The sequence below is a fragment of the Vibrio sabulosilitoris genome, assembly GCF_055391395.1.
The window spans coordinates 561,700-581,974 of the sequence record NZ_AP029600.1 but is presented as its reverse complement, the minus strand read 5'-3'; the positions used below and the strand labels follow the sequence as shown (position 1 = coordinate 581,974).

Genomic DNA, 20,275 nt, shown 5'->3' with positions numbered 1-20,275 from the left:
GGGCAAAGTCTACTGTATTGGTAATTAATTGCTTACGACACGATTGATGCGACGCTGGGCTTGATTCAGCGCCTGCTCGGCCGTCATTTGTTCCATCATTGCCATTTGTAGGAAGTCACCTAGAATACTTTCTACCTCAGCCCAGTTCTGAATGCGTGGACGGGGTTTACCTGTCTCCAGTGCCTTGGCCTGCTGCGGGTACCAGCGGTATTGATTGACAACTTCTTGGTCGTGATAGACGCTCTCACGAGTTGGTGGCATACCGAAGTCTAACGCCAGTTGCTTTTGGATTTCTGCACTCGTCGCAAACGCTATAAAGTCCTCAGCCTCGGCTTTATTCGCTGAATCGGCTGGGATACCCATTTGCCAAATACCAAGCATAGGCGCAGGTGCACCAACCTCTGCTGGCGGCGCTTTGATGTCCATATCACCAACCACACTCGACAGCTCTGGGTTATCAAGGTTTGGTACCCAAGCTGGCCACACCTCAATCGCCATGGCTGCCGTGCCTTTTTGAAGTGAGTCACGCACTTCATCGGCGTTATACACATCAACACCGCGTGGCGCATATTGCTTCATCGCAAGGAACGTCTCTAGCGCCTGTTTCGCCTCAGGCGTATCCAGTGATGCCTTACCACTCTCATCGACAACATCTGCACCATAGCCCCATAGAATTGGTAAGAATCCAGTTACAATAGGGTTACCCTTTACACCACGATACACCAAACCGTTTTGATCAGCGCTTGCGTTAATCACTTTGGCTGCAGCTAACACGTCGCTCCAAGTTTTTGGCTCTTCAAGCTGATGTTGCTCAAAGGATTTGGTATTCCATGCGAACATAGCGACGTTACCCACCATAGGTAATGCATAGGTCGCTACTTTGTCGTTTGCGTTACTCTCTTGGTATTGACCGATGGCAAACGGTGCCGCTAGGAAGTCTTGCTTGGCAAAATCTTCAGATAGTGGTGCAAGCCACTGATTAGCAAAGAACTCGGGTGCCCAAGTATCATCTAAGAGTACCACATCATACTGTCCAGTTTTTTCGCGCATAGAAAGTACAATACTTTCATACAAGCCACTATTTGGTCGTTTAACCAACGTCACCTTGGTTTGCGGGTTGACCTTTTGATACTCCTGCGCGATGAACTGCATTGCGTCGCCATAGCTACTATCGCGTGACGCAACAACCAACTCGCTTGCAGTTGCATTGAAAGCACTTGCCAGCAACGCTGCAGCAAGCATAGATTGTTTCAACATGATCCTCTCCTTTGATAAAGTAATGCACACGCGTGCATTCGATAACGACAAAATTAGAGGTGTTAGGTGACATTAACATGACTATTTGGTGAAGTATTGGCGCAATAATCATGATTGCATTTTGGTTTGACACCATTAGTGAACGCGAGTGCAATGCGTTAACCATTGTCGCCTCTCGACTGTCGAGATTAGGCTATCCTGCCTCTTACACTGGGTAAGCGTGCTTACCTCTCGATAATTCTATCTAGTTGCCAACCTCAGTAGGGATGTTCAGACAACCATGTAAGACACCCCAAAATAGAAGCCAAAATAACCAATCCAAGCTTCATTGATGCTTTATTAATCTCTGAAATAGAGGTTATAAATTCAGAACGTGATATTGGTCCAATATTGGCAAAAACGCTGTAATTCGATCTACATCTCACTTTTAAAATGTTCTCTCTTATGTGGTTTATTTTAAAAATATTACCGGTAACATGTTACGCGTAATATCACTGATTGAAGCCCTAAAATGGATATTTCACCAATAGAGTTTGGCAAAGATAGCGCTTGGTTTGATCTGAAGTCGAATCGAGATTATTGACTAATATTGGTGACTTGGGGAGATGGTACACCATTGGTCAAAGGGCTATGAACTCAATCAGCGCACTTTATTAAAACTTGTTGGCCTTTGAATAAAGCCAATCAAAAAGCATTTTGGGGAATTGGGTGTTGAGATCACCCAAAGCTATTACCCCACACAAGCAGGAGTAAAAAAATGTCGAAAGATTACAGCGCTGTCGCGCGCACAGTCGTGGACAAGCTGGGCGGGGCAAGCAACGTGGTTGCTCTGACTCATTGTATGACTCGTTTACGCTTTGTACTCAAAGACGAAGCCAAAATCGATGCCGCCGCCCTTAAAGGGATTAATGGTGTTATGGGAGTCGTACACAACGGCGACAAGTGCCAGGTGATCATCGGCAATAATGTCGCTTATGCGTATAAAGAAGTGATGAAGCTGTGCAACCTTGATGGCGCTGTTGAGGACGACACGCCAGCACCAAAAGTCAAACTGACGCCAAAAGTGATTGGGGCGAAGATGCTTGACGCACTGGTTGGCACCATGTCACCACTGATCCCTGCTATCATTGGTGGCTCAATGGTCAAACTGGCCGCAATGCTCCTTTTGATGTTCAACATTTATGAGGCCGACCACTCAACTGTTATTTTGCTTAATACCATTGGTGATGGCGCATTCTTCTTCCTGCCGATCATGGTAGCGGCATCAGCGTCAATCAAGTTTAAGACCAACATGTCACTGGCGATTGGTATCGCGGGTGTCCTAGTTCACCCTAACTTTATTGATTTGATGGCACAGGCTGCTGAAGGCACCGAAGTGGATCTATTTGGTATCCCGGTCACTTCCGTTCGCTATACTTACACCGTAATCCCTGTGCTGATCATGACCTGGATTCAGTCCTACATCGAGCGTTGGGTGGACAGCATTACCCCACCGGTGACTAAGAACTTCCTAAAACCAATGCTGATTGTGTTGCTCGCAGCGCCGGTTGGTATCCTATTCGTGGGCCCTATGGGCATCTGGATTGGTACCGCTATCTCAACCTTGGTTTACACTATTCATGGCACCCTTGGCTGGCTAGCAGTTGCCATCATGGGCGCACTGTGGCCGCTGCTGGTACTGACGGGCATGCACCGCGTCTTTACCCCAACCATCATTCAAACCATTGCGGAAACTGGCACTGAGGGTATGGTAATGCCTTCTGAAATTGGTGCAAACATCGGTATGGGTGGCGCTTGTCTTGCAGTAGCGTGGAAAACCAAAAATATTGCCTTGAAGCAAACCTCGATGGCCGCAGGTGCTTCAGCGCTGATGGCGGGTATTTCTGAGCCTGCTCTTTATGGCGTACTTGTCCGCCTTAAGCGTCCACTAATTGCCACTCTTATTACCGGTTTCATCGTCGGTGGTCTGGCGGGTATGGCCGGTATTGCGAGCCACTCAATGGCCGCACCTAGCCTGTTTACCAGCGTTCAATTTATCGATGTTAACGACCCGATGAGCTTGGTTTGGGTACTTGGCTTGATGGCGCTATCGGTAGTGTTGTCGTTTGTTCTGACGCTGATGCTAGGCTTTGACGATATTCCAAATGAAGAAGACGATAAGTCAACAGCAAGCAAATCGTCAGCAAAACAAGATGATAAAGAGCTTGGCACAACGGCACCCGCTAAAGCCTAATAGCTCAAACAAGACCAAAGAATAAATATACAGCCACCTCTATCGAGGTGGCTTAAACACAGATAGAGGTAAACCATGTCTGAAACAAGATTCCCTGATGGCTTTCTTTGGGGTGGCGCGATTGCCGCAAACCAATCTGAGGGCGCTTACCGTGAAGGCGGTAAAGGACTCACCACAGTTGATATGATCCCTTACGGCGTCAACCGTATGCCAATCAAGCTCGGTCAGGTTGATAGCGTTGAGCTAGACAACAGTGAGTTCTACCCAAGCCACAATGCGATCGACTTTTACCATCGTTATAAAGAGGACATTGCGCTGCTGGCTGAGATGGGCTTCAAGGTCTTTCGCATGTCAATCGCTTGGGCGCGTATCTTCCCGAACGGTGACGAAGAAACGCCAAACCAAGCCGGTATCGATTTCTACCTAGATGTGTTTAGAGAGTGTAAGAAATACGGTATTGAACCACTCGTGACCCTGTGTCACTTTGACGTGCCGATGCATCTGGTCAACGAATATGGCTCATGGCGTAATCGCAAGATGATCAGCTTCTTTGAGCGCTACGCCCGCACGTGTTTTGAGGCCTTTGATGGTTTGGTCAAGTACTGGCTAACCTTCAACGAGATCAATATTCTGCTCGCTAGCCCATTTTCTGGCGCGGGTCTGCTGTTCCAAGAGGGCGAAAATCACGATCAGGTTAAGTACCAAGCCGCGCACCATGAGTTGGTCGCCAGCGCATTGGTGACCAAAATTGCCCATGAGATCAACCCAGAGAACCAAGTGGGCTGTATGTTGGCCGGTGGTAACTTCTATCCTTACTCTTGCAAACCTGAAGACGTGTTTACTGCGATGCAAAAAGATCGCGAGAACCTGTTCTTTATCGATGTGCAATCTCGAGGGTACTACCCGTCTTATGCACAAAAAGTGTTTGACGACAAAGGCGTTAAGCTTGAGATCGAGCCTGAAGATCATGAGATCCTCAAAAACACCGTCGATTTTATCTCGTTTAGTTACTACGCCTCTCGCTGTGCTTCAGCTGATATGAATGAGGGCAACACTAGCGCTGCTAATGTAGTGAAATCGATTAAAAACCCACACCTTGATGCGAGCGACTGGGGTTGGGTCATTGACCCTCTGGGTCTGCGCATCACAATGAATACCCTATTCGATCGTTACCAAAAACCGCTATTCTTGGTTGAAAACGGTCTAGGGGCTAAAGATATCCCGGAAGCAAATGGCGAGATTAACGATGATTATCGTATCGATTATCTCCGTGCTCACGTTAAAGCAATGAGCGATGCGATCGCTGATGGCGTGCCTTTGATGGGTTACACACCGTGGGGCTGTATCGACCTAGTCGCAGCCTCTACCGGTGAAATGAGCAAGCGTTATGGCTTTATCTATGTAGATCGCGATAACGAAGGCAACGGTAGTTTGGATCGTACCCCCAAGAAATCCTTCTACTGGTATAAACAAGTCATTGAAAACAATGGCAAAAAATTAGACTAGTTCCACTCTGATAATAACACTTCTTGCCGATAGGTTTCCCTTATCGGCTTTTTTATATCCACTAAATTAGGCTCATTACAAGTTAGTATCTATACAAGAATTACGATAGTTTGCATAGATAATCGATAAAACAAGCAGCTTTGAATTACACTATACCTAGGGTTTCCTTTTGGGATTATTTATTGCCATACTTATTAAACACACTAGATTAATATCTAGGCTATTAATGAAACAATCATTGATATAGGAATGCTATCTCAGCTTATGGCAGTTATATCATTATAATTTTTTTGGTTGATTTATTACCTAAAACAACATTAACCAAAGACTCTGACTCAAACGTGAGAAAAATACCTTGAGTAACAATCTTTGTACACCTCAGGGCACTAATGTCTCGAAAATAACACCACACTCGGACATTAGTGCCCTTCAAGCACTACATCTCGTTTCGATAATCAGAACCTTCATCAGACCAGTAGTTATATTGGACGTCGACTACGGCTCGATATTCAATCACGCCACGTTTCGCCGCATACTCTTCAACCGTGACTTCTAGGCTGTAGATTGAAGCTTCAGAACCATCTATCGAAAGTAGCTTGTTATCCAGTTCGCCTTGAGGCAGAGATTTCAGTTCATTGACCATCTCGAAGCCAGTATCATAGGCCTGTGTCTTGCTCGAATGGCCATCACTTACTAACAACTTGTTGCCTACCGTCTCATCAGCAAAGGCCGATGAACAGAACATGAGTGAAGTTGCGACAATAGTCGTTATCGTTTTCATAAAACCTCCTTACTAAATCCAGCTAAATTAATTTCTCAGTTCATTCTCTTAGTGAGACATTTTGATTATAGAGGCTAGTTTGGAAAATTGCGTAAGTAAAAAGTAAACTTAAGTAAATAATTTCAATATAAAAATGGTTTCCAAGTTCCACCATTAATTAACCAATACCAATAATTACACTATCGAAACCTCATTTATGGAATGTCATTTCCATTATTGAATCACCGCTATTCTTGTCACTATCATTTTAACTGTGTGCGTTTTTTGATGATGTACTTTTCACAGTTATTAAACTGTGAAAACGTCTTCATTGCTATATGTAAAGCATGATTAAATTCATCCTGTTTGGAAACACTGGACTCAATAAATAAGTGGCTCACCTCCAAAAGGCAACTCTTCCGATGGGCTTTACAATCAACTCTAGCGACCAGTTTACCATCCCATAATATCGGCAAACAAAAATAGCCATACTGCCGCTTTTTCGCTGGTACATAACATTCGAGTAGGTAATCAAAGCTAAACAGATCTTTCGCTCTATTGCGCTGAATAATCAAATTATCAAACGGTGACAGGATGTTTGCAGTTTTGCGGTTAAGCCGTCGCTTTAGCAATTGTAGCGTGTCAGGAAGCAGATAATACACCTTTCCTTCAACCTGTACCCACGTAACCTGACCGCCCTCAAGCATTTCGTTCAATGCCACCTGCACATCCGACTTTACCCCTTTAAGAAGGTAAATCATCTCTGCCAGCTTAGCGAGGCCCTGAGTTTTTAGTGTATTAAGAATTAGGAATCGTGCGCTCTCTTGGGCACTTGGTAAGGAGGTATCGATATCACCGGGTAACACTCGTTCAGTAAGATCATAAACTTTGTGAAAATTGCGCCGCTCACTGATCATCAGGTCGCCCTGCATATAGAGCATCTCGAGCGCCTGTTTGGTTGGCCGACTCTCCCACCCCGTTTTCTTGGTTACACTGGATTCAAAATCTTTGGCCATCAGTGGTCCATCGGCGCGAATGCGGCTAAGCAGCTGTGACATCAACTTGCGGTCTTTTTTAAACCAATGCCCCTGCTTGTCTGATTGAATCGCGTGCTTTCTTGGCAGTGAAAAGCGAAAATCGCGCATTGCCAGATAAGATGCAGCGTGAGACCAATACTCAAACACTCGCCTTTCTTGCACCATGCGATCGAGGTGGGTCAGTTGATAAGCTGGGTTACGGCTCCATAGGGTATGATGGTGGGCACGCTGAACGACTGAGATGGTATCAATCTGTACATAACCCAAATTATCCATCACCTGGACTGTTTTTTGATAGCTGGTGCCTTTTAAGCTTTGTGACGGAAGCCCTTGTGCGAGTAGGGCAAGCTTTTGTGCCTGCGGTAATGAAAGAGATTCCATCTTGTCCTCGGTCGATGACGGTCAAAGTGCGTGGGAGAAGTGTAAGCTTAGGCACATACGAGTATTTGATGCAAAGATGGGAATGCTTGGGCTGCTATTTCTTCTTACCCTGCTCGACCAGCTTTTCATGCCATGCGTTGTTGCCATCTTTCTTGCTTACATCGTACTCGGCGCAAAACTGCGAAATGGTCATATTGTTGTCGCCGGTGGCCAGCTTTAATGCTAATTCAACACGCTGTAAGCGCCCTTGCAGACGTAAGATCTGCCCTGCTTGAGGACTTTTTTCTTTCGCATATTTCAGCGCTGCATGTTTGCGCTCGGCTGCCCCTGCTCGGCGATCCGCTTCACCAAGAAGATGCTTAAGCTGAGCCACGCTTTTGCCTCTCTTAAATGCCGGCTCAATCAGCTCAACACACTCTTCAAAAGTAGGCTCTTCTGTGTAGGGGTCGATCTTATGAGCGAGTTGACGCATCCACTCAAGTGCACGTTGTTCATCTGACATAATGACGCCTTCGCAATTAAAAAAGTCCTTATACCACAGTCTACTAGTTAACAGCTAGAGAGTAAGCGAAGGTTCATCTCACCCGCGCCTTTTATGAGACATAAAAAGGCTGTCAACTGGGTTAACCGCCATAGACAGCTATTCAATCTTGCTCAAGCATGGGTTAGTTTGTCGGTGCCCATACTCGGTAATTCACTGTCACACCTTCTGGTGCATAGATCACCAAAGGGATCTTTGAGTTGTAGTTGTAAAGATCACCGCGTGCTGCGAACACCTCACGCTCTACCACTTCCGTGTTATCACACGCCATCATGGTTGATGCCACACCTGTATCGGCAGATACCGTGTAGTAGCTGTATCCCCAGCCTTGTACTGTGCCTTTGTCAATGCTGCTTGCTAGTGCAAGACGGTTGCACGTATCGGTCGTTTCAACGGTTTTACTCACCATGATCTCGATCAGGCGATCGGCTTCTTGTTCAACTTGCTCGAGCACGAAGGTATGTTTTACCAGACCATCAATCTGCTCTGGATACATGTGGTCAACCGGCTTGTCATTACTAAAGGCAGTCGCTGACAGAAGAAGCGTAGTAATACCTACCATTGGTTTTTTGAACATAGTTTGTCCTTTTGATTATTGTTGCGAATGCGAACATCCACTTTTTTAGTACATCGAGCGCGGATTATGCACGCGCTACTTAATCACAGTTACACATAGGACAAACGGTTTCCGCCAAAGTTGCGCAGCCAATGTCAGGCTTTTGTCAGCGATAAAGGCATTATGCCAAGATGGCACGAATGGTATAAGAGACAAGCAACAAACACCCAACACTGGCGAGCCAAATGACAATAAACCACAGTAGTTTTCGCACTGTTCTGTTCATTATCAATGATACCCCTCTCCATGCTTGAGCTTGCCGCGAAATACCCAGTAAGAGTACGCGGTATAAGCGATGATCACCGGTAGCAAAATCGCCGCACCGACAAGCAGGAACTTGAGGCTTGAGTCCGGACCCGCGGTCTGTTGGTAAGTCAAAGCAAAAGGAACCAAATAGGGATAAGTACTCACGGCAAAGCCGAGAGAAGAGATGACAAACAAGCCAATGCCGTAAAGGTAGGCGCGCAGAGGCTTGTGCTCGGTTAGCGCAGAGAATAGCTTCCATATACACAAGCCAGCAGCAATTGGGATTAGAACGAATAAGACAATATTGGGGAAACTAAACCAACGCTGCAGCACTAGCTCATTGCTTATCGGTAACCAAAGGCTGACAAATACCACGCATCCCACCATGGCGAGCCCCCAGCGCTTGGCAATCGCATAGTAGCGCGCTACCAAGTCATCTGGCAGCTTCATAATAAGCCAACAGGCGCCAAGCAAGGTATAAGCGCACATAAGCCCAAGGGCACAGAAGACACTGAATGGCGTCAACCAATCAAACCAACTGCCTGAGAACGCCCGTCCCTCGACCGAGATCCCCTGCAGCATAGTGCCTAGCATCACGCCTTGCATTAAGGTTGCCATCAAGGAGCCAAAGAAAAACGCCCCGTCCCAAAGAAACTTGCCGCGCTTGGTGCGAAAGCGATACTCAAACGACACACCACGCAGAATAAGACCAAGCAACATGATGATCAGCGGCGCGTAGAGCGCCGGCATCAGTACCGCGTAGGCAAGAGGAAAGACCGCATACAGTCCGCCACCACCAAGGACCAGCCAGGTTTCGTTGCCATCCCATACGGGGGCGACACTGTTCATCATCATGTCGCGTTCGTTGTCACTGTGGGCACTGGGAAATAGAATTCCGATGCCGAGATCGAACCCATCAAGCACTACGTAAATCAGAACCGCCAAGCCAATCAAACCATACCAAATCAATGCATAATCCATATCGACTCCTTTACGGTAAATGGTTGGAGTGAGTGACCACTGGCGTGTCACTGCCATCGGGTAAACGTGCGTCCAAAGACTGCTCGTATTTCGAGGGTGATTTTTTCATTAGCCGCAGCAAATAGAAAAAGCCGCAGCCAAAAACAATAAAATACACCACGATAAACGCGGTTAAGGACACGCTTATCGCAGCAGCATCAATCGGCGATGCAGAATCGGTGGTGGTCAGTAATCCGTATACGGTATACGGCTGTCTCCCGACCTCGGTCGTGACCCAACCTGCCAGCACCGCAATAAAGCCGGCGGGTCCGAAGGCGGTGCAGAGTCGCAAGAACCAAGGCTTGTCGTAGAGTTGACGTTTTTTACGCAGCCACAAGCTATATAGCCCAATCGCTAGCATGGCAAAGCCGATGCCAACCATAATTCTAAAGCTCCAGAATACAATCGTCACGGGCGGGTGCTGCTCTGGTGGAAACGCATCAAGGCCTTGAACGGTACCATTGAGATCGTGAGTTAAGATCAGACTGCCAAGCTTGGGTATTTCAATCGCATAGTCGACTCGCTGTTCCTGCTCATTGGGCAGACCGAAAAGTATCAATGGCGCGCCTTGGTGGGACTCAAAGTGCCCTTCCATAGCGGCAACTTTAGCTGGCTGGTGCTCTAGCGTGTTAAGTCCATGCATATCACCGGCAATGATTTGCAACGGCGTCACTATCGCCGCCATCCACATCGCCATCGAGAACATGGTTCTTGCTAAAGGGTTTTTGGGCGTTTTGAGTAGATGATAGGCCCCCACCGCGGCCACAACGAACGCCGTTGTCAGATAAGCGGCGAACAGCATATGCACCAAGCGGTACGGGAATGATGGATTGAACACAATCTCAAACCAGTCTTCAGGGACGAACTGACCTACCTCGTTGATCGAATAACCAGCAGGAGTCTGCATCCAGCTGTTAACCGATAATATCCAAAAGGCCGATAAGAAGGTACCAAATGCAACCACACAGGTTGAGGCAAAGTGGATCTTCTTGCCGACACGCTCCATGCCAAACAACATCACGCCAAGAAAGCCCGCCTCGAGGAAAAAGGCCGTAAACACCTCATAGCCCATCAACGGGCCCAGTACCGGACCCGTTTTATCGGCAAACACGCTCCAGTTAGTGCCAAATTGGTAGCTAAGCACGATGCCACTGACCACCCCCATACCGAAACTGATGGCAAAGATCTTTAACCAGTACTTGTAAAGCTGAATGTATTTATCTTGACCGGTTTTCAGCCACAAGCCTTCAAGCACAGCTAAATAGCTAGCAAGCCCGATGGTAAAAGCAGGAAAAATGATGTGAAAAGAGACAGTAAAAGCAAATTGAAACCGAGCCAGATCGATTGCGAGTGTGTCCATTGGGCATACCTCAGTGGTCGCGACTCAATTTATACGCGCTAAGCAGAGACTTTGTTCAAACACAATTTTCTGTATCGACAAACTGCAATCTGGCCTGCTCCGGCCTCTTCGATACCAAACACAAAATGCTGCTCAACCGAAAACCACCGAACAAATGCAACGCGAAAGCAGGCTGGGTGTTTTTTAAGCAAAACGAAATCTAATCGGCATAAAACGTTAACCTATTTGACATTTTCCCCACATCCAAGTGCAACAAAGCGCGTAGAGAATAGCCCTAAACGAAACAAACGAACCCTCGTTAGAAACTCACATTGAGAATGATATAAGGAAAGAACCATGAACAAGCTAATGCTAGCAGGATTGCTATCAGCGACGATTTCCAGCACAGCGTTTGCTGCCACTGAGATCACCTTTTGGCACGCAATGGGCGGTCAACTGGGTGACACAGTGAATCAGATCGCCAGCGACTTCAATGCTTCACAGGACAACTACAAGATCACCCCTATCTACAAGGGTGAGTACACTGAAACGCTTACGGCAGGTATCGCAGCATTCCGAGCGGGTGAAGCACCGAACATCCTGCAAGTGTTTGACGCAGGCGCGGCCACGATCATGAATGCGCCAGGCGTGGCTAAGCCAGTGCAAGATATCTTGGTCGAATCAGGTTATGACTTCAATGCAGAGGACTACCTAGCGGGTGTGCGTAACTTCTACGCTGACAATCAAGGCAAAATGGTTGGAATGCCATTTAACAGCTCAACGCCGGTACTGTACTTTAACCAAGATATCCTCGATGAGGTCGGCGTTGAAGCGCCAAAGACTTACGAGGAACTAGAGGTGGTCGCAGCGAAACTGAAAGCCGCTGGCTACGCGACCTTCTCGCAGTCTTTGACACCGTGGATCATGTTTGAGAACTTCAAGTCTCGTCACAACCTGCCACTATCAGACAAGCAAAACGGCTATGAGGGCCTCCCAACTGAGATCCACTTTGGTACCGAAGACATGCAGATGCACGTCAGTAAGCTCAAAGAGTGGTCAGATAAGGGTTACTACAAGTACTACGGCAGTGACTGGGATTCTAACCAAACTCCATTTGAGCGCCAGGATGTCGCAATGTGGATGGGGTCATCAGGCTCTTTCGGTGGCCTGCGTAACCGCGTTGAATTTGAGATGGGCACCACCTACCTGCCTTATTGGGAATCCGTTGCTGAGCAAGGCAGCCACACCTTTATCGGTGGTGCGGCGCTGTTCGCACTTAACGGTCACGATAAGAAGCAAGACGACGCGGTTGCGGCCTTCTTTGCTTACCTGACCGAGCCAGAGACGCAGATGTACTGGCACAAAACAACCGGCTACGTTCCAGTCACCAATGCCGCGTACGATCTGACTAAAAAATCTGGCTACTACAACGAAGCGCCTGATGCAGAAGTTGGCGTTCTCCAGCTAAGCCTTCCTGAGGGTGAGTGGACGAAGGGTTACCGCCTCGGTTTCTACCCACAAATTCGTGAAATCATGCACCGCGAGTTCGACAACATTTTCGCTGGCCAATCGTCTGTTGAAGACAGCCTGAAGAAAGTGGATGTTGAGAGTGCCCGTCTACTACAACGCTTTGCGCGTACAGTGAAGTAATCGCACTGCTTCTCTTCGCCCTCACTTCGGTGAGGGCGCTTGTGTTTGTTCTCACATATGGACATTAATGTGAATCATCGACAACAATTCAGCCATAGCCCCTTGGCTTACCTATTGCTGGCTCCGCAGATTGCCATCATCGCTGTGTTTTTCATCTACCCAGCAGCGCAGGCCGTTTACCTCTCTTTTATGCTCGAAGACCCATGGGGTATGTCTTCGACTTTTGTCGGTCTGGAAAACTATCAAATGCTGCTCGAGTCGAGCGATTACCTCAACTCAGTGGTTTTCACTGTGCTGTTTGCCTTTACGGTTTCACTGCTGTCACTGAGCATCGCTTTATTGCTGGCTGTTAAAGCCGACAGCGTGCTGCACGGACAAGGTCTTTATAAGGTTACCCTAACTTGGGTCTACGCGGTGGCCCCAGCGGTTGCCGGGATCATGGGTGCGTTCCTGTTTAATCCACACTTTGGCACCCTCACCGAGCTGTTTGCCAAGATTGGCTGGAAGTTCAGTTTTCAAACCGACCCATTTGATGCCACGCTGGCGCTGATCATGGTATCGGTGTGGAAGCAGGTCTCGGTTAACTTTATCTATTTCCTTGCCGGCCTGCAGTCGATCTCTTACGCCGTGCGCGAGGCCGCAATGCTTGATTGTGTTTCTGATCGCAAGCGCTTTTGGACCATCACCTTTCCGCTCTTGGCGCCAACTGGCTTTTTCTTGCTGGTGATCAACCTAGTTTACGCCTTCTTCGATACCTTTGGCGTGATTGACACCATGACCTCCGGCGGCCCAGATGGCAACACTACTTCCTTGGTTTACAAGGTTTATCGTGATGGATTTGTCGGTGCAGATCTTGGCGGCAGCTCGGCTCAGTCGGTGGTTCTGCTCCTGTTGGTGTTGACCCTGACTTACTTACAATTCCGCTTTGTCGAAAAGCGTGTTCACTACTAAGGGCCTGGAATGAAAAGCAATAAAATCTCAGACCATATTATCTTGATCCTTGGTGCGCTGTTTATGCTGGCACCAATCTGGTTGATCTTTGCCAGCTCAACCCACCACCCTAACACTATCGTCAGTGAAGGCCTGCAGATAACCCTTGGCGATAACCTAGTCGGTATCTATCGCGAGGCATGGCAAACCAGCCTTGGATTTTCAGATGCGGTTACCGCCAAAACCATGATCACCAACTCGATGATCATGGGGCTCGGTTTTGCACTCGGTAAAATCCTTATCGCCATCATCGCTGCCTATGCACTGGTGTACTTTCGCTTGCCTTATGCCACGGCTTGGTTTTGGCTGATCTTTGTCACCCTGCTATTGCCGCTTGAGGTGCGCATTATTCCGTCATACGAAATCGTCGCAAAGATGGGCATGCTCAACAGCTACTCTGGGCTGATTTTCCCACTGATTGCCTCGGCCACGGCGACGTTTTTCTTCCGCCAGTTTTTTAAGACTATTCCAGACGAACTGATGGAGGCCGCGCAGCTTGATAACGCAGGTCCAATCCGTTTTCTTATCGATATCGTACTGCCGCTATCCAAAACCATGATGGCCGCAATCTTCATCATCATGTTTGTCGATGGCTGGAACCAGTATCTGTGGCCAATCATGATGACTACCGATGAGAGCTACAACACTATCGTGATGGGCATAAAGCAAATCATGAACAACATCAGTGAAGCGAGCCTACCTCGCTACGACTATGCCTTTGCCATGGTCATCTTCGCCATGCTACCACCGATCCTGGTGGTGGTGATCTTCCAACGTTGGTTTGTAAAAGGACTCGTAGAAAGTGAAAAATAATCAGCCACACACTCAATCAGCTCAAGTTGTCACCATGCATAATCCATCGACGGAGGCGAGTATGCTTAGCCTTAAACAACTGGTTAAAACCTATGAAAATGGCCATCAGGCAGTCAAGGGCGTCGATCTGGAGATCAAAAAAGGCGAATTTTTGGTTCTAGTCGGCCCCTCTGGCTGCGGTAAATCCTCGATCCTGCGCACAATCGCGGGTCTTGAGTCAATCACCAGTGGTGAGATCCACCTCGGCGGACGTCGAGTCGATACCGAGAAACCGGCCCTGCGTGACATCGCGATGGTGTTTCAAAACTACGCGCTTTACCCCCACATGACGGTGTATAACAACCTTGCCTACGGCCTTAAAAACCGTGGTGTTGATAAAGCCACGATTCAAAACAAAATCGAACAGGTTGCTAAGACACTGAAGATTGAGGAATACCTCGATCGCAAGCCGGCAAAACTCTCCGGCGGCCAGCGCCAACGCGTCGCAATGGGGCGCGCCATCGTTCGCTCACCGCAACTATTCTTGTTTGATGAGCCATTATCGAACCTCGATGCTGCGCTGCGTGCCCATATGCGCCTAGAGATCAAAAAGCTTCAACGCGAACTTGGGGTCACCAGTGTCTATGTCACCCACGATCAGGTCGAAGCAATGACACTCGCCGATCGCATCGTGGTGTTAAACAGTGGCAAGATTGAGCAAATTGGCACCCCATCTGAGGTTTATCACCAACCAGCAAGTCGCTTTGTCGCAAGCTTTATCGGCAGTCCGGCGATGAACTTCTTGCCTGCCACTCTTGAGCTGGGTCATCTGAATATCGGTGATCAAAGCCTTTTCCTACCCGAGTTTGCCGATATCAGCCTCGACAATATCAGTGTTGGGATCCGCCCAGAAACCGCAATGCTTGAGCGTGAGGGAACTTGTCAAATCGAACTGGCCATGGACATCAGTGTCATTGAGCCGCTAGGACCAAACCAACTTGTGCATGGTAAGGTCAATGGTGAGCAGTTTATTGCCGTGACACCAGAGCTTGAGATAGACGCAAGTCAATCGCTCGCACTGCATGTCAGCCGCCAACACTTGCACTTGTTTGACCATACTGGTAAGCGCCTAAACGTCGACGAGCCGTTCATCTCAGATGCGCAGCAAGCGATCGCCTAGTTATAGGGTTTAGCCGTGTCGTTATCAGCAAGACAAAAAGCGATCTTGACCTTTCTCGGTGAAACCAACGGGGTGCTTTCGAGCACCCTGCTCTCCGAGCATTTCTCAGTCTCAGTCCAGACCATTCGTAAAGATCTCAACCATCTACATGATAAAGGGATGGTTCGCCGAGTCCATGGTGGTGTAACGCTGCTGACCGAAAATGACAATTTGTCGTTCTCCAATCGTGAAGTAGTGAACCTCAGCGCCAAACAGGCCATCGCTCGGCGCATCGTACAAGAGCTGCCCGAAGGAACCAGTATCTTTCTCGGTATTGGTACCACGCCAAAACAGGTCGCTCATGAGCTCTTAGACCATCCCGGGCTCACTGTGGTGACCAATAACATCAATGCCGCATCGATACTAAGCCGCAACCCAAATCTCAGCGTGCACCTCGCTGGAGGTCAGGTTCGTCCATCAGATGAGGATACCGTCGGTGAGACTGCCACCAACTTCTATCGGCGCTTCTATATCAAGGTAGGGATATTTGGCGTTGGCGGTTTGACTCCGCAGGGGCAGTTACTTGATTTTACGCCGGAAGAAGCGGATCTTTCTCGAGCCATCATAGAGCAAAGCCACCAATGTTGGGTGGTCGCGGATAAGAGCAAATTGGGTCGCTACGCGCCTATTGTCAGTGGTAAGCTTGCGCAGGTAGACAAACTGTTTGTCGATCAATCATCCGACAAGATTCAACACTTATGTAAGATAAACCAGGTTGAGCTGATCGCTGCCAACCCAGAATAAAATAAAGGATTTCATATGACTGCGATGATCGTGGGTCACCGAGGCGTAGCGGGTCACTACCCAGAGAACACCAAGGTAAGCATATTAGCGGCTATCGAGCTTGGTTTAAAATGGGTCGAGGTTGATGTCCAGCCCACCAAAGACAATATCTTGGTCGTGTGCCATGACCACACCATCAACCGCTGCAGCAACGGCAAGGGTCGAGTCGATAGCTATACCCTCGCCGAGCTTGAGCAGTTCGACTTTGGCGGATGGTTCGATTCTAAGTTCGCTGGTGAGCCAATTTTAACCTTAGAAGCGCTACTCAAGCTGGCCGCAGCGCACGACATTGGCCTTAACATCGAGGTCAAAGTCGATCGGCATGATGTCACTCAGGTCGCCACGCAACTTAAAGCCCAGCTGGATACCTCGCCGCTTGAGCAAGACAAGGTGATCTTATCCAGCTTCAGTCACGATATTATGCGTCAGCTCCACCAGCACTGCCCAGGTTACAAACTTGGCGTGTTGAGTGAGCGATTGCGTAAAAAAGACTGGCTTCTCTTAGAGGAAATAGAGGCCTTTAGCTGCCATTTGAACCATCGCTGGACCACCAAGCGTCAGGTAGCCCGTTTACAAAGCGCTGGGTATCAAGTTTGGTGCTATACCGTCAATAACCCCACCCACCTCAAGCACATCGCTATGGTTGATGCAGTGTTTAGTGATTATCCGAGTCGATTTCTCTGAGTCATCCGCACTGATAAGTCACTAAGGCAGTAGAGAAGGTACTGGTAACCTTCTCTAATCATATTTCATCAAACAGGCGCTCAATTGCGGCTAGTAACAAAGATAAACCTCGTTGTAGCGCGGAGCCTGTGGGGACTGATTGAACATTGGCTCTAGCTCTTGCGGGGAATGTTCTCCTAGCAGTTCGGAGTTTAGGGGCAGTTGAAACCTCACAAAAATGGCAGTGCTATTATTAGTGACCAACTGATCATCCACCATGATTAGCTCTCCTGAAGCACGGCTATCAATATGTAATGCGACTGAAAAGTCGATGGTATCCACCGACTTATAGCCTTGAGATAGATGTACTTTGGCAGTATCGGGGCCTACTGAAGGAGCAGGGTCGCCACCAGAAATATTGATCGTCTTTTGCGACTCTTGCACACCTTCGGTAATCTGAACTAAAGCTTCTTTTACAAACTGTTTTAAATCCATAAAACTCACCTTCTAGCCGAGAAACCAAATTGTGTGTTAAGAAAATCGTTACTTCCCTTAACAAAGCCAGTATCTCATATACAAACAAGGTAAACTTTGAAGTCAAACCACTATCTTTAGTAAAATGATGGATTACAATTCAACTGCTAATCGTCTACCGACCGACTCTAGGAAACGCTAGAATCTTCGAGGTGAACGCTCAGACTCTCTTTTGTGTTGGAATCAACCTACGAGGGCTATTGGCCCATTAACATCGGCCGACAATTAGCGCGAGAATGCAGTCCATCACTAAGCAATCAGCAAACGTAAAAATTAACACAATAACTACTGCCTTAACTACTGCCTTAACTACTGCCTTAACTACTGCCTTAACTACTGCCTTAACTACTGCCTTAACTACTGCCTTTTCGATTTAATAAAAATTGTCGGCAAGAAACAAGCCATCTGAGTGACCTAGGCCACTCAGATTTCATTTAGTGTCTATCCATTTAGTGTCAATCATAGATGAACAACATCGCTTTTACTCTGGCAGAGACTCACCAAATCATGCATGCTTCCGACGCGACCGACAGCCAATTTGTCGGTCAGATTAAAGTAATCAAGACATGTGCCACACACTATGATCTCCGTACCTTTGGCCTCCATCTCTTTTAGGGCCAACAAGGTATCAGCACCTTCGATACATAAGGTTGCACCACTATTCATAAAGAAGGCTGATTTTGGAGCATCCTGGTATTGAGAATGAACGTTAAAGAAAGCGGTCATGAGCTTTTTACCGAGTTCATCATCTCCCTTGCCGATAATATTGGTACTCACCACATAAGCTTTACTCACAGATGCCTTTTTATCCGCAATAGCTACCGATAGCTTGTATTCGTGTCCACTCACCGCTACCTCACATTCAAGCCCTTGAGAGCTGAGCACAGCGATTACCTGCTCAATGCATTTTTCTTCGGCACTAAGGATTTCTAAAGCGGTGAGTTCTGGTAACTCAAGGGCTGCTTTCAGCTGAGTTATTGCTTGTGCAGAGTCTACCCCTCTAACATCCAGTGTAGTGTTCATATCGTGTTACTCCGTTAATTTTTATTTTGGTAAATATCGAGCTAAAGCTCACCGCTAGCACCTCTAGCGTTTTAATTAGGTTGCCGGAATCATAACCTTCTATCAGTAAGCAGAACCCACATTCTGAACTAATGCTTCGTGGGACAGAAATCAATCTTGTCATAATACCTGACTTCCCAAGCAAGCTTTCTCCTTTGAGCGCCAAGTAGCTAGAAGGAAAAGTAATGATGTAATCAATGTTGTGATTCGTTGTTCCAGCCATAATATAATCTGGTATCTCGGTTAACAGGGAAACGTTAGCGGCTTTGAGCCAACGCTCTGATGGCCTCTAGCGCACTTTCAAGTTGAGACTTGGTTGTAAAAACACCTAGGCTTAGTCGGATAGTCCCTTCAGGGAAAGTACCCATCGTTTTATGAGCGGCGGGGGAGCAATGGAGTCCCGCTCTACAGCATACCCCATATTCACTCTCCAGTTGGTCAGCTAGCTCACCAATATCCTTACCTTCAACACTGAAGGAAATAACGCCTACTTGCTCAGAAGCATTGCGAGTTCCAAACAGCTTCACATTGGGAATGGTGGCTAACCTTTCTAGGAGGTAGGCCGTTAGACCTTGCTCATGGACTCTTACCCTATCCACACCAAGCTGTTGTAACCATGCGATGCCGGCATTAAGCCCAGCTATCCCGGGTAAATTCGGGGTTCCACTCTCCAAACTATCTGGGAACAGGTTTGGCTGGGTTTCGAACTCAGAGTTGCTGCCCGTCCCACCAGTTTTAAGCGGTTTAATACCATTACGCTGAGCCTTTTCACTCAGTACTAAGCCACCAATCCCCATCGGCCCTAACAGACTCTTATGTCCAGTGAATGCAAGAAAATCGATATTTGCCTTCTGCATATCGATGGGTAATACTCCGGCCGTTTGAGCGGAGTCCACCAAAAATAGAATCCCCTCGTTGTAGCAAATCTTGCCTATCTCCTCAATCGGCTGCACTGTACCGATTATATTTGAGCCATGATTTATTGCTATCAACTTGGTCGCTGGCGAAATAGCGGCACGAATATCAACACAATCAATCTGCCCGGTATCTGGGTCACACGGAACAACCTTAACAACCACCTCCAGTGCCTCTAGTTCCCTCAAAGGGCGCATCATCGAGTTGTGTTCCATACTACTGACAATCACTTCATCACCAGCACTTAGGATGCCTTTTAAAACCAGGTTCAATGATTCCGTGATATTAGCAGTGAAAACCACGTGGGACTTAATGCCCCCGTTAAAAAAGCCTTGGACTCTCTCCCTAGCTTCAAATATCAATCTGGCAGCTTCATTTGCTAATGAATATGCGCCTCGACCAGGGTTAGCACAGCCATTATTGACAAAATACACCATAGATTCGGCAACTGAATCTGGTTTAGGGTTGCTTGTTGCAGCATTATCTAAATAAATCATACTTACTCACCCTATAATGACTTAATTGAGCTCACTGTCATTATAAAACTACCCTACAAGGTTAACTAACTTGGCCAATTATATTGCATCCTCTCTACACAAAGATTACAAACAATCACCTCCCCACCAGGCTCTTAGCCAGGCAACAAGTGTTATGTGCTATTAAATCAGATAAATACGACCAACTTAAAAAAAACAATCTATAATAAGTAAACTGCAATCGCTTTAGTTAAT

19 protein-coding genes are annotated in these 20,275 nt (G+C 47.4%); 8 read left to right on the top strand and 11 right to left on the bottom strand.

The genetic code is table 11. The annotated features are described in order from the left end of the window. Nucleotides 1–24: 24 nt before the first annotated feature. On the bottom strand, nucleotides 25–1,257 hold the full coding sequence (locus tag ACZ5R2_RS18360) for an extracellular solute-binding protein (protein WP_464903156.1): 1,233 nt from the start codon (nucleotides 1,255–1,257) through the stop codon (nucleotides 25–27). Between the two features lie 757 nt (nucleotides 1,258–2,014). Here ACZ5R2_RS18360 and ascF point away from each other — a divergent pair. Together ascF and ACZ5R2_RS18350 are read left to right on the top strand one after the other, a co-directional pair. Next, nucleotides 2,015–3,490, top strand: coding sequence for a PTS cellobiose/arbutin/salicin transporter subunit IIBC (gene ascF / locus ACZ5R2_RS18355; protein WP_464903157.1), 1,476 nt, complete (start codon nucleotides 2,015–2,017; stop codon nucleotides 3,488–3,490). A 75-nt stretch (nucleotides 3,491–3,565) separates the two neighbouring features. Further along, nucleotides 3,566–4,996, top strand: coding sequence for a 6-phospho-beta-glucosidase (locus tag ACZ5R2_RS18350; protein ID WP_464903158.1), 1,431 nt, complete (start codon nucleotides 3,566–3,568; stop codon nucleotides 4,994–4,996). A 436-nt stretch (nucleotides 4,997–5,432) separates the two neighbouring features. Here ACZ5R2_RS18350 and ACZ5R2_RS18345 read toward each other — a convergent pair whose 3' ends face one another. The 6 genes from ACZ5R2_RS18345 to ACZ5R2_RS18320 form a co-directional block, all read right to left on the bottom strand. Further along, a complete protein-coding gene (locus ACZ5R2_RS18345) occupies nucleotides 5,433–5,777 on the bottom strand; it encodes a DUF3316 domain-containing protein (RefSeq protein WP_464903159.1) in 345 nt (114 codons plus the stop codon). 242 nt (nucleotides 5,778–6,019) lie between these two features. Beyond that, nucleotides 6,020–7,174, bottom strand: a complete 1,155-nt coding sequence (locus ACZ5R2_RS18340; protein WP_464903160.1) for a winged helix-turn-helix domain-containing protein — start codon at nucleotides 7,172–7,174, stop codon at nucleotides 6,020–6,022. Nucleotides 7,175–7,268: 94 nt separating this feature from the next. After that, complete coding sequence (locus tag ACZ5R2_RS18335; protein ID WP_438458595.1) at nucleotides 7,269–7,676, bottom strand: hypothetical protein; 408 nt, start codon at nucleotides 7,674–7,676, stop codon at nucleotides 7,269–7,271. A 163-nt stretch (nucleotides 7,677–7,839) separates the two neighbouring features. Further along, entirely contained in the window at nucleotides 7,840–8,292 is a 453-nt protein-coding gene (locus ACZ5R2_RS18330) for an ecotin family protein (RefSeq protein ID WP_464903161.1), read from the bottom strand. 267 nt (nucleotides 8,293–8,559) lie between these two features. Next, a complete protein-coding gene (gene cydB / locus ACZ5R2_RS18325; protein ID WP_464903162.1) occupies nucleotides 8,560–9,558 on the bottom strand; it encodes a cytochrome d ubiquinol oxidase subunit II in 999 nt (332 codons plus the stop codon). A gap of 10 nt (nucleotides 9,559–9,568) precedes the next feature. Further along, complete coding sequence (locus tag ACZ5R2_RS18320; protein ID WP_464903163.1) at nucleotides 9,569–10,957, bottom strand: cytochrome ubiquinol oxidase subunit I; 1,389 nt, start codon at nucleotides 10,955–10,957, stop codon at nucleotides 9,569–9,571. Between the two features lie 336 nt (nucleotides 10,958–11,293). Between ACZ5R2_RS18320 and ACZ5R2_RS18315 the strand changes: the two genes are divergently transcribed. The 6 genes from ACZ5R2_RS18315 to ACZ5R2_RS18290 all read left to right on the top strand — a co-directional run bounded on the left by ACZ5R2_RS18315 (nucleotide 11,294) and on the right by ACZ5R2_RS18290 (nucleotide 17,054). Continuing rightward, nucleotides 11,294–12,586, top strand: a complete 1,293-nt coding sequence (locus ACZ5R2_RS18315; RefSeq protein WP_464903164.1) for an extracellular solute-binding protein — start codon at nucleotides 11,294–11,296, stop codon at nucleotides 12,584–12,586. A 69-nt stretch (nucleotides 12,587–12,655) separates the two neighbouring features. After that, entirely contained in the window at nucleotides 12,656–13,537 is an 882-nt protein-coding gene (locus ACZ5R2_RS18310) for an ABC transporter permease subunit (RefSeq protein ID WP_464903165.1), read from the top strand. A gap of 9 nt (nucleotides 13,538–13,546) precedes the next feature. Further along, on the top strand, nucleotides 13,547–14,389 hold the full coding sequence (gene ugpE / locus ACZ5R2_RS18305) for a sn-glycerol-3-phosphate ABC transporter permease UgpE (RefSeq protein ID WP_438458589.1): 843 nt from the start codon (nucleotides 13,547–13,549) through the stop codon (nucleotides 14,387–14,389). Then, nucleotides 14,379–15,548, top strand: a complete 1,170-nt coding sequence (gene ugpC, locus ACZ5R2_RS18300; RefSeq protein ID WP_464903166.1) for a sn-glycerol-3-phosphate ABC transporter ATP-binding protein UgpC — start codon at nucleotides 14,379–14,381, stop codon at nucleotides 15,546–15,548. Before ugpE ends, ugpC begins: the two co-directional genes overlap by 11 nt. Before the next feature lie 15 nt (nucleotides 15,549–15,563). Further along, nucleotides 15,564–16,331 carry a DeoR/GlpR family DNA-binding transcription regulator gene (locus ACZ5R2_RS18295; protein WP_464903167.1) on the top strand — a complete coding sequence of 256 codons (768 nt, stop codon included), beginning with the start codon at nucleotides 15,564–15,566 and terminating at the stop codon, nucleotides 16,329–16,331. 15 nt (nucleotides 16,332–16,346) lie between these two features. Continuing rightward, a complete protein-coding gene (locus ACZ5R2_RS18290) occupies nucleotides 16,347–17,054 on the top strand; it encodes a glycerophosphodiester phosphodiesterase family protein (protein WP_464903168.1) in 708 nt (235 codons plus the stop codon). A gap of 90 nt (nucleotides 17,055–17,144) precedes the next feature. On the opposite strand, the gene ACZ5R2_RS18285 is transcribed toward ACZ5R2_RS18290, so the two are convergent. From ACZ5R2_RS18285 to ACZ5R2_RS18270, 4 genes are all read right to left on the bottom strand, one after another. Beyond that, complete coding sequence (locus ACZ5R2_RS18285; protein WP_464903169.1) at nucleotides 17,145–17,528, bottom strand: hypothetical protein; 384 nt, start codon at nucleotides 17,526–17,528, stop codon at nucleotides 17,145–17,147. 498 nt (nucleotides 17,529–18,026) lie between these two features. Beyond that, nucleotides 18,027–18,590: a sulfurtransferase-like selenium metabolism protein YedF gene (yedF, locus tag ACZ5R2_RS18280; protein ID WP_464903170.1), complete on the bottom strand. Its 564-nt coding sequence runs from the start codon at nucleotides 18,588–18,590 to the stop codon at nucleotides 18,027–18,029. Continuing rightward, entirely contained in the window at nucleotides 18,568–18,852 is a 285-nt protein-coding gene (locus ACZ5R2_RS18275) for a putative Se/S carrier protein (RefSeq protein ID WP_464903171.1), read from the bottom strand. The genes yedF and ACZ5R2_RS18275 overlap by 23 nt, the downstream gene beginning before the upstream one ends. A gap of 34 nt (nucleotides 18,853–18,886) precedes the next feature. Beyond that, nucleotides 18,887–20,041 carry an aminotransferase class V-fold PLP-dependent enzyme gene (locus ACZ5R2_RS18270; RefSeq protein ID WP_464903172.1) on the bottom strand — a complete coding sequence of 385 codons (1,155 nt, stop codon included), beginning with the start codon at nucleotides 20,039–20,041 and terminating at the stop codon, nucleotides 18,887–18,889. Nucleotides 20,042–20,275 lie beyond the last annotated feature (234 nt).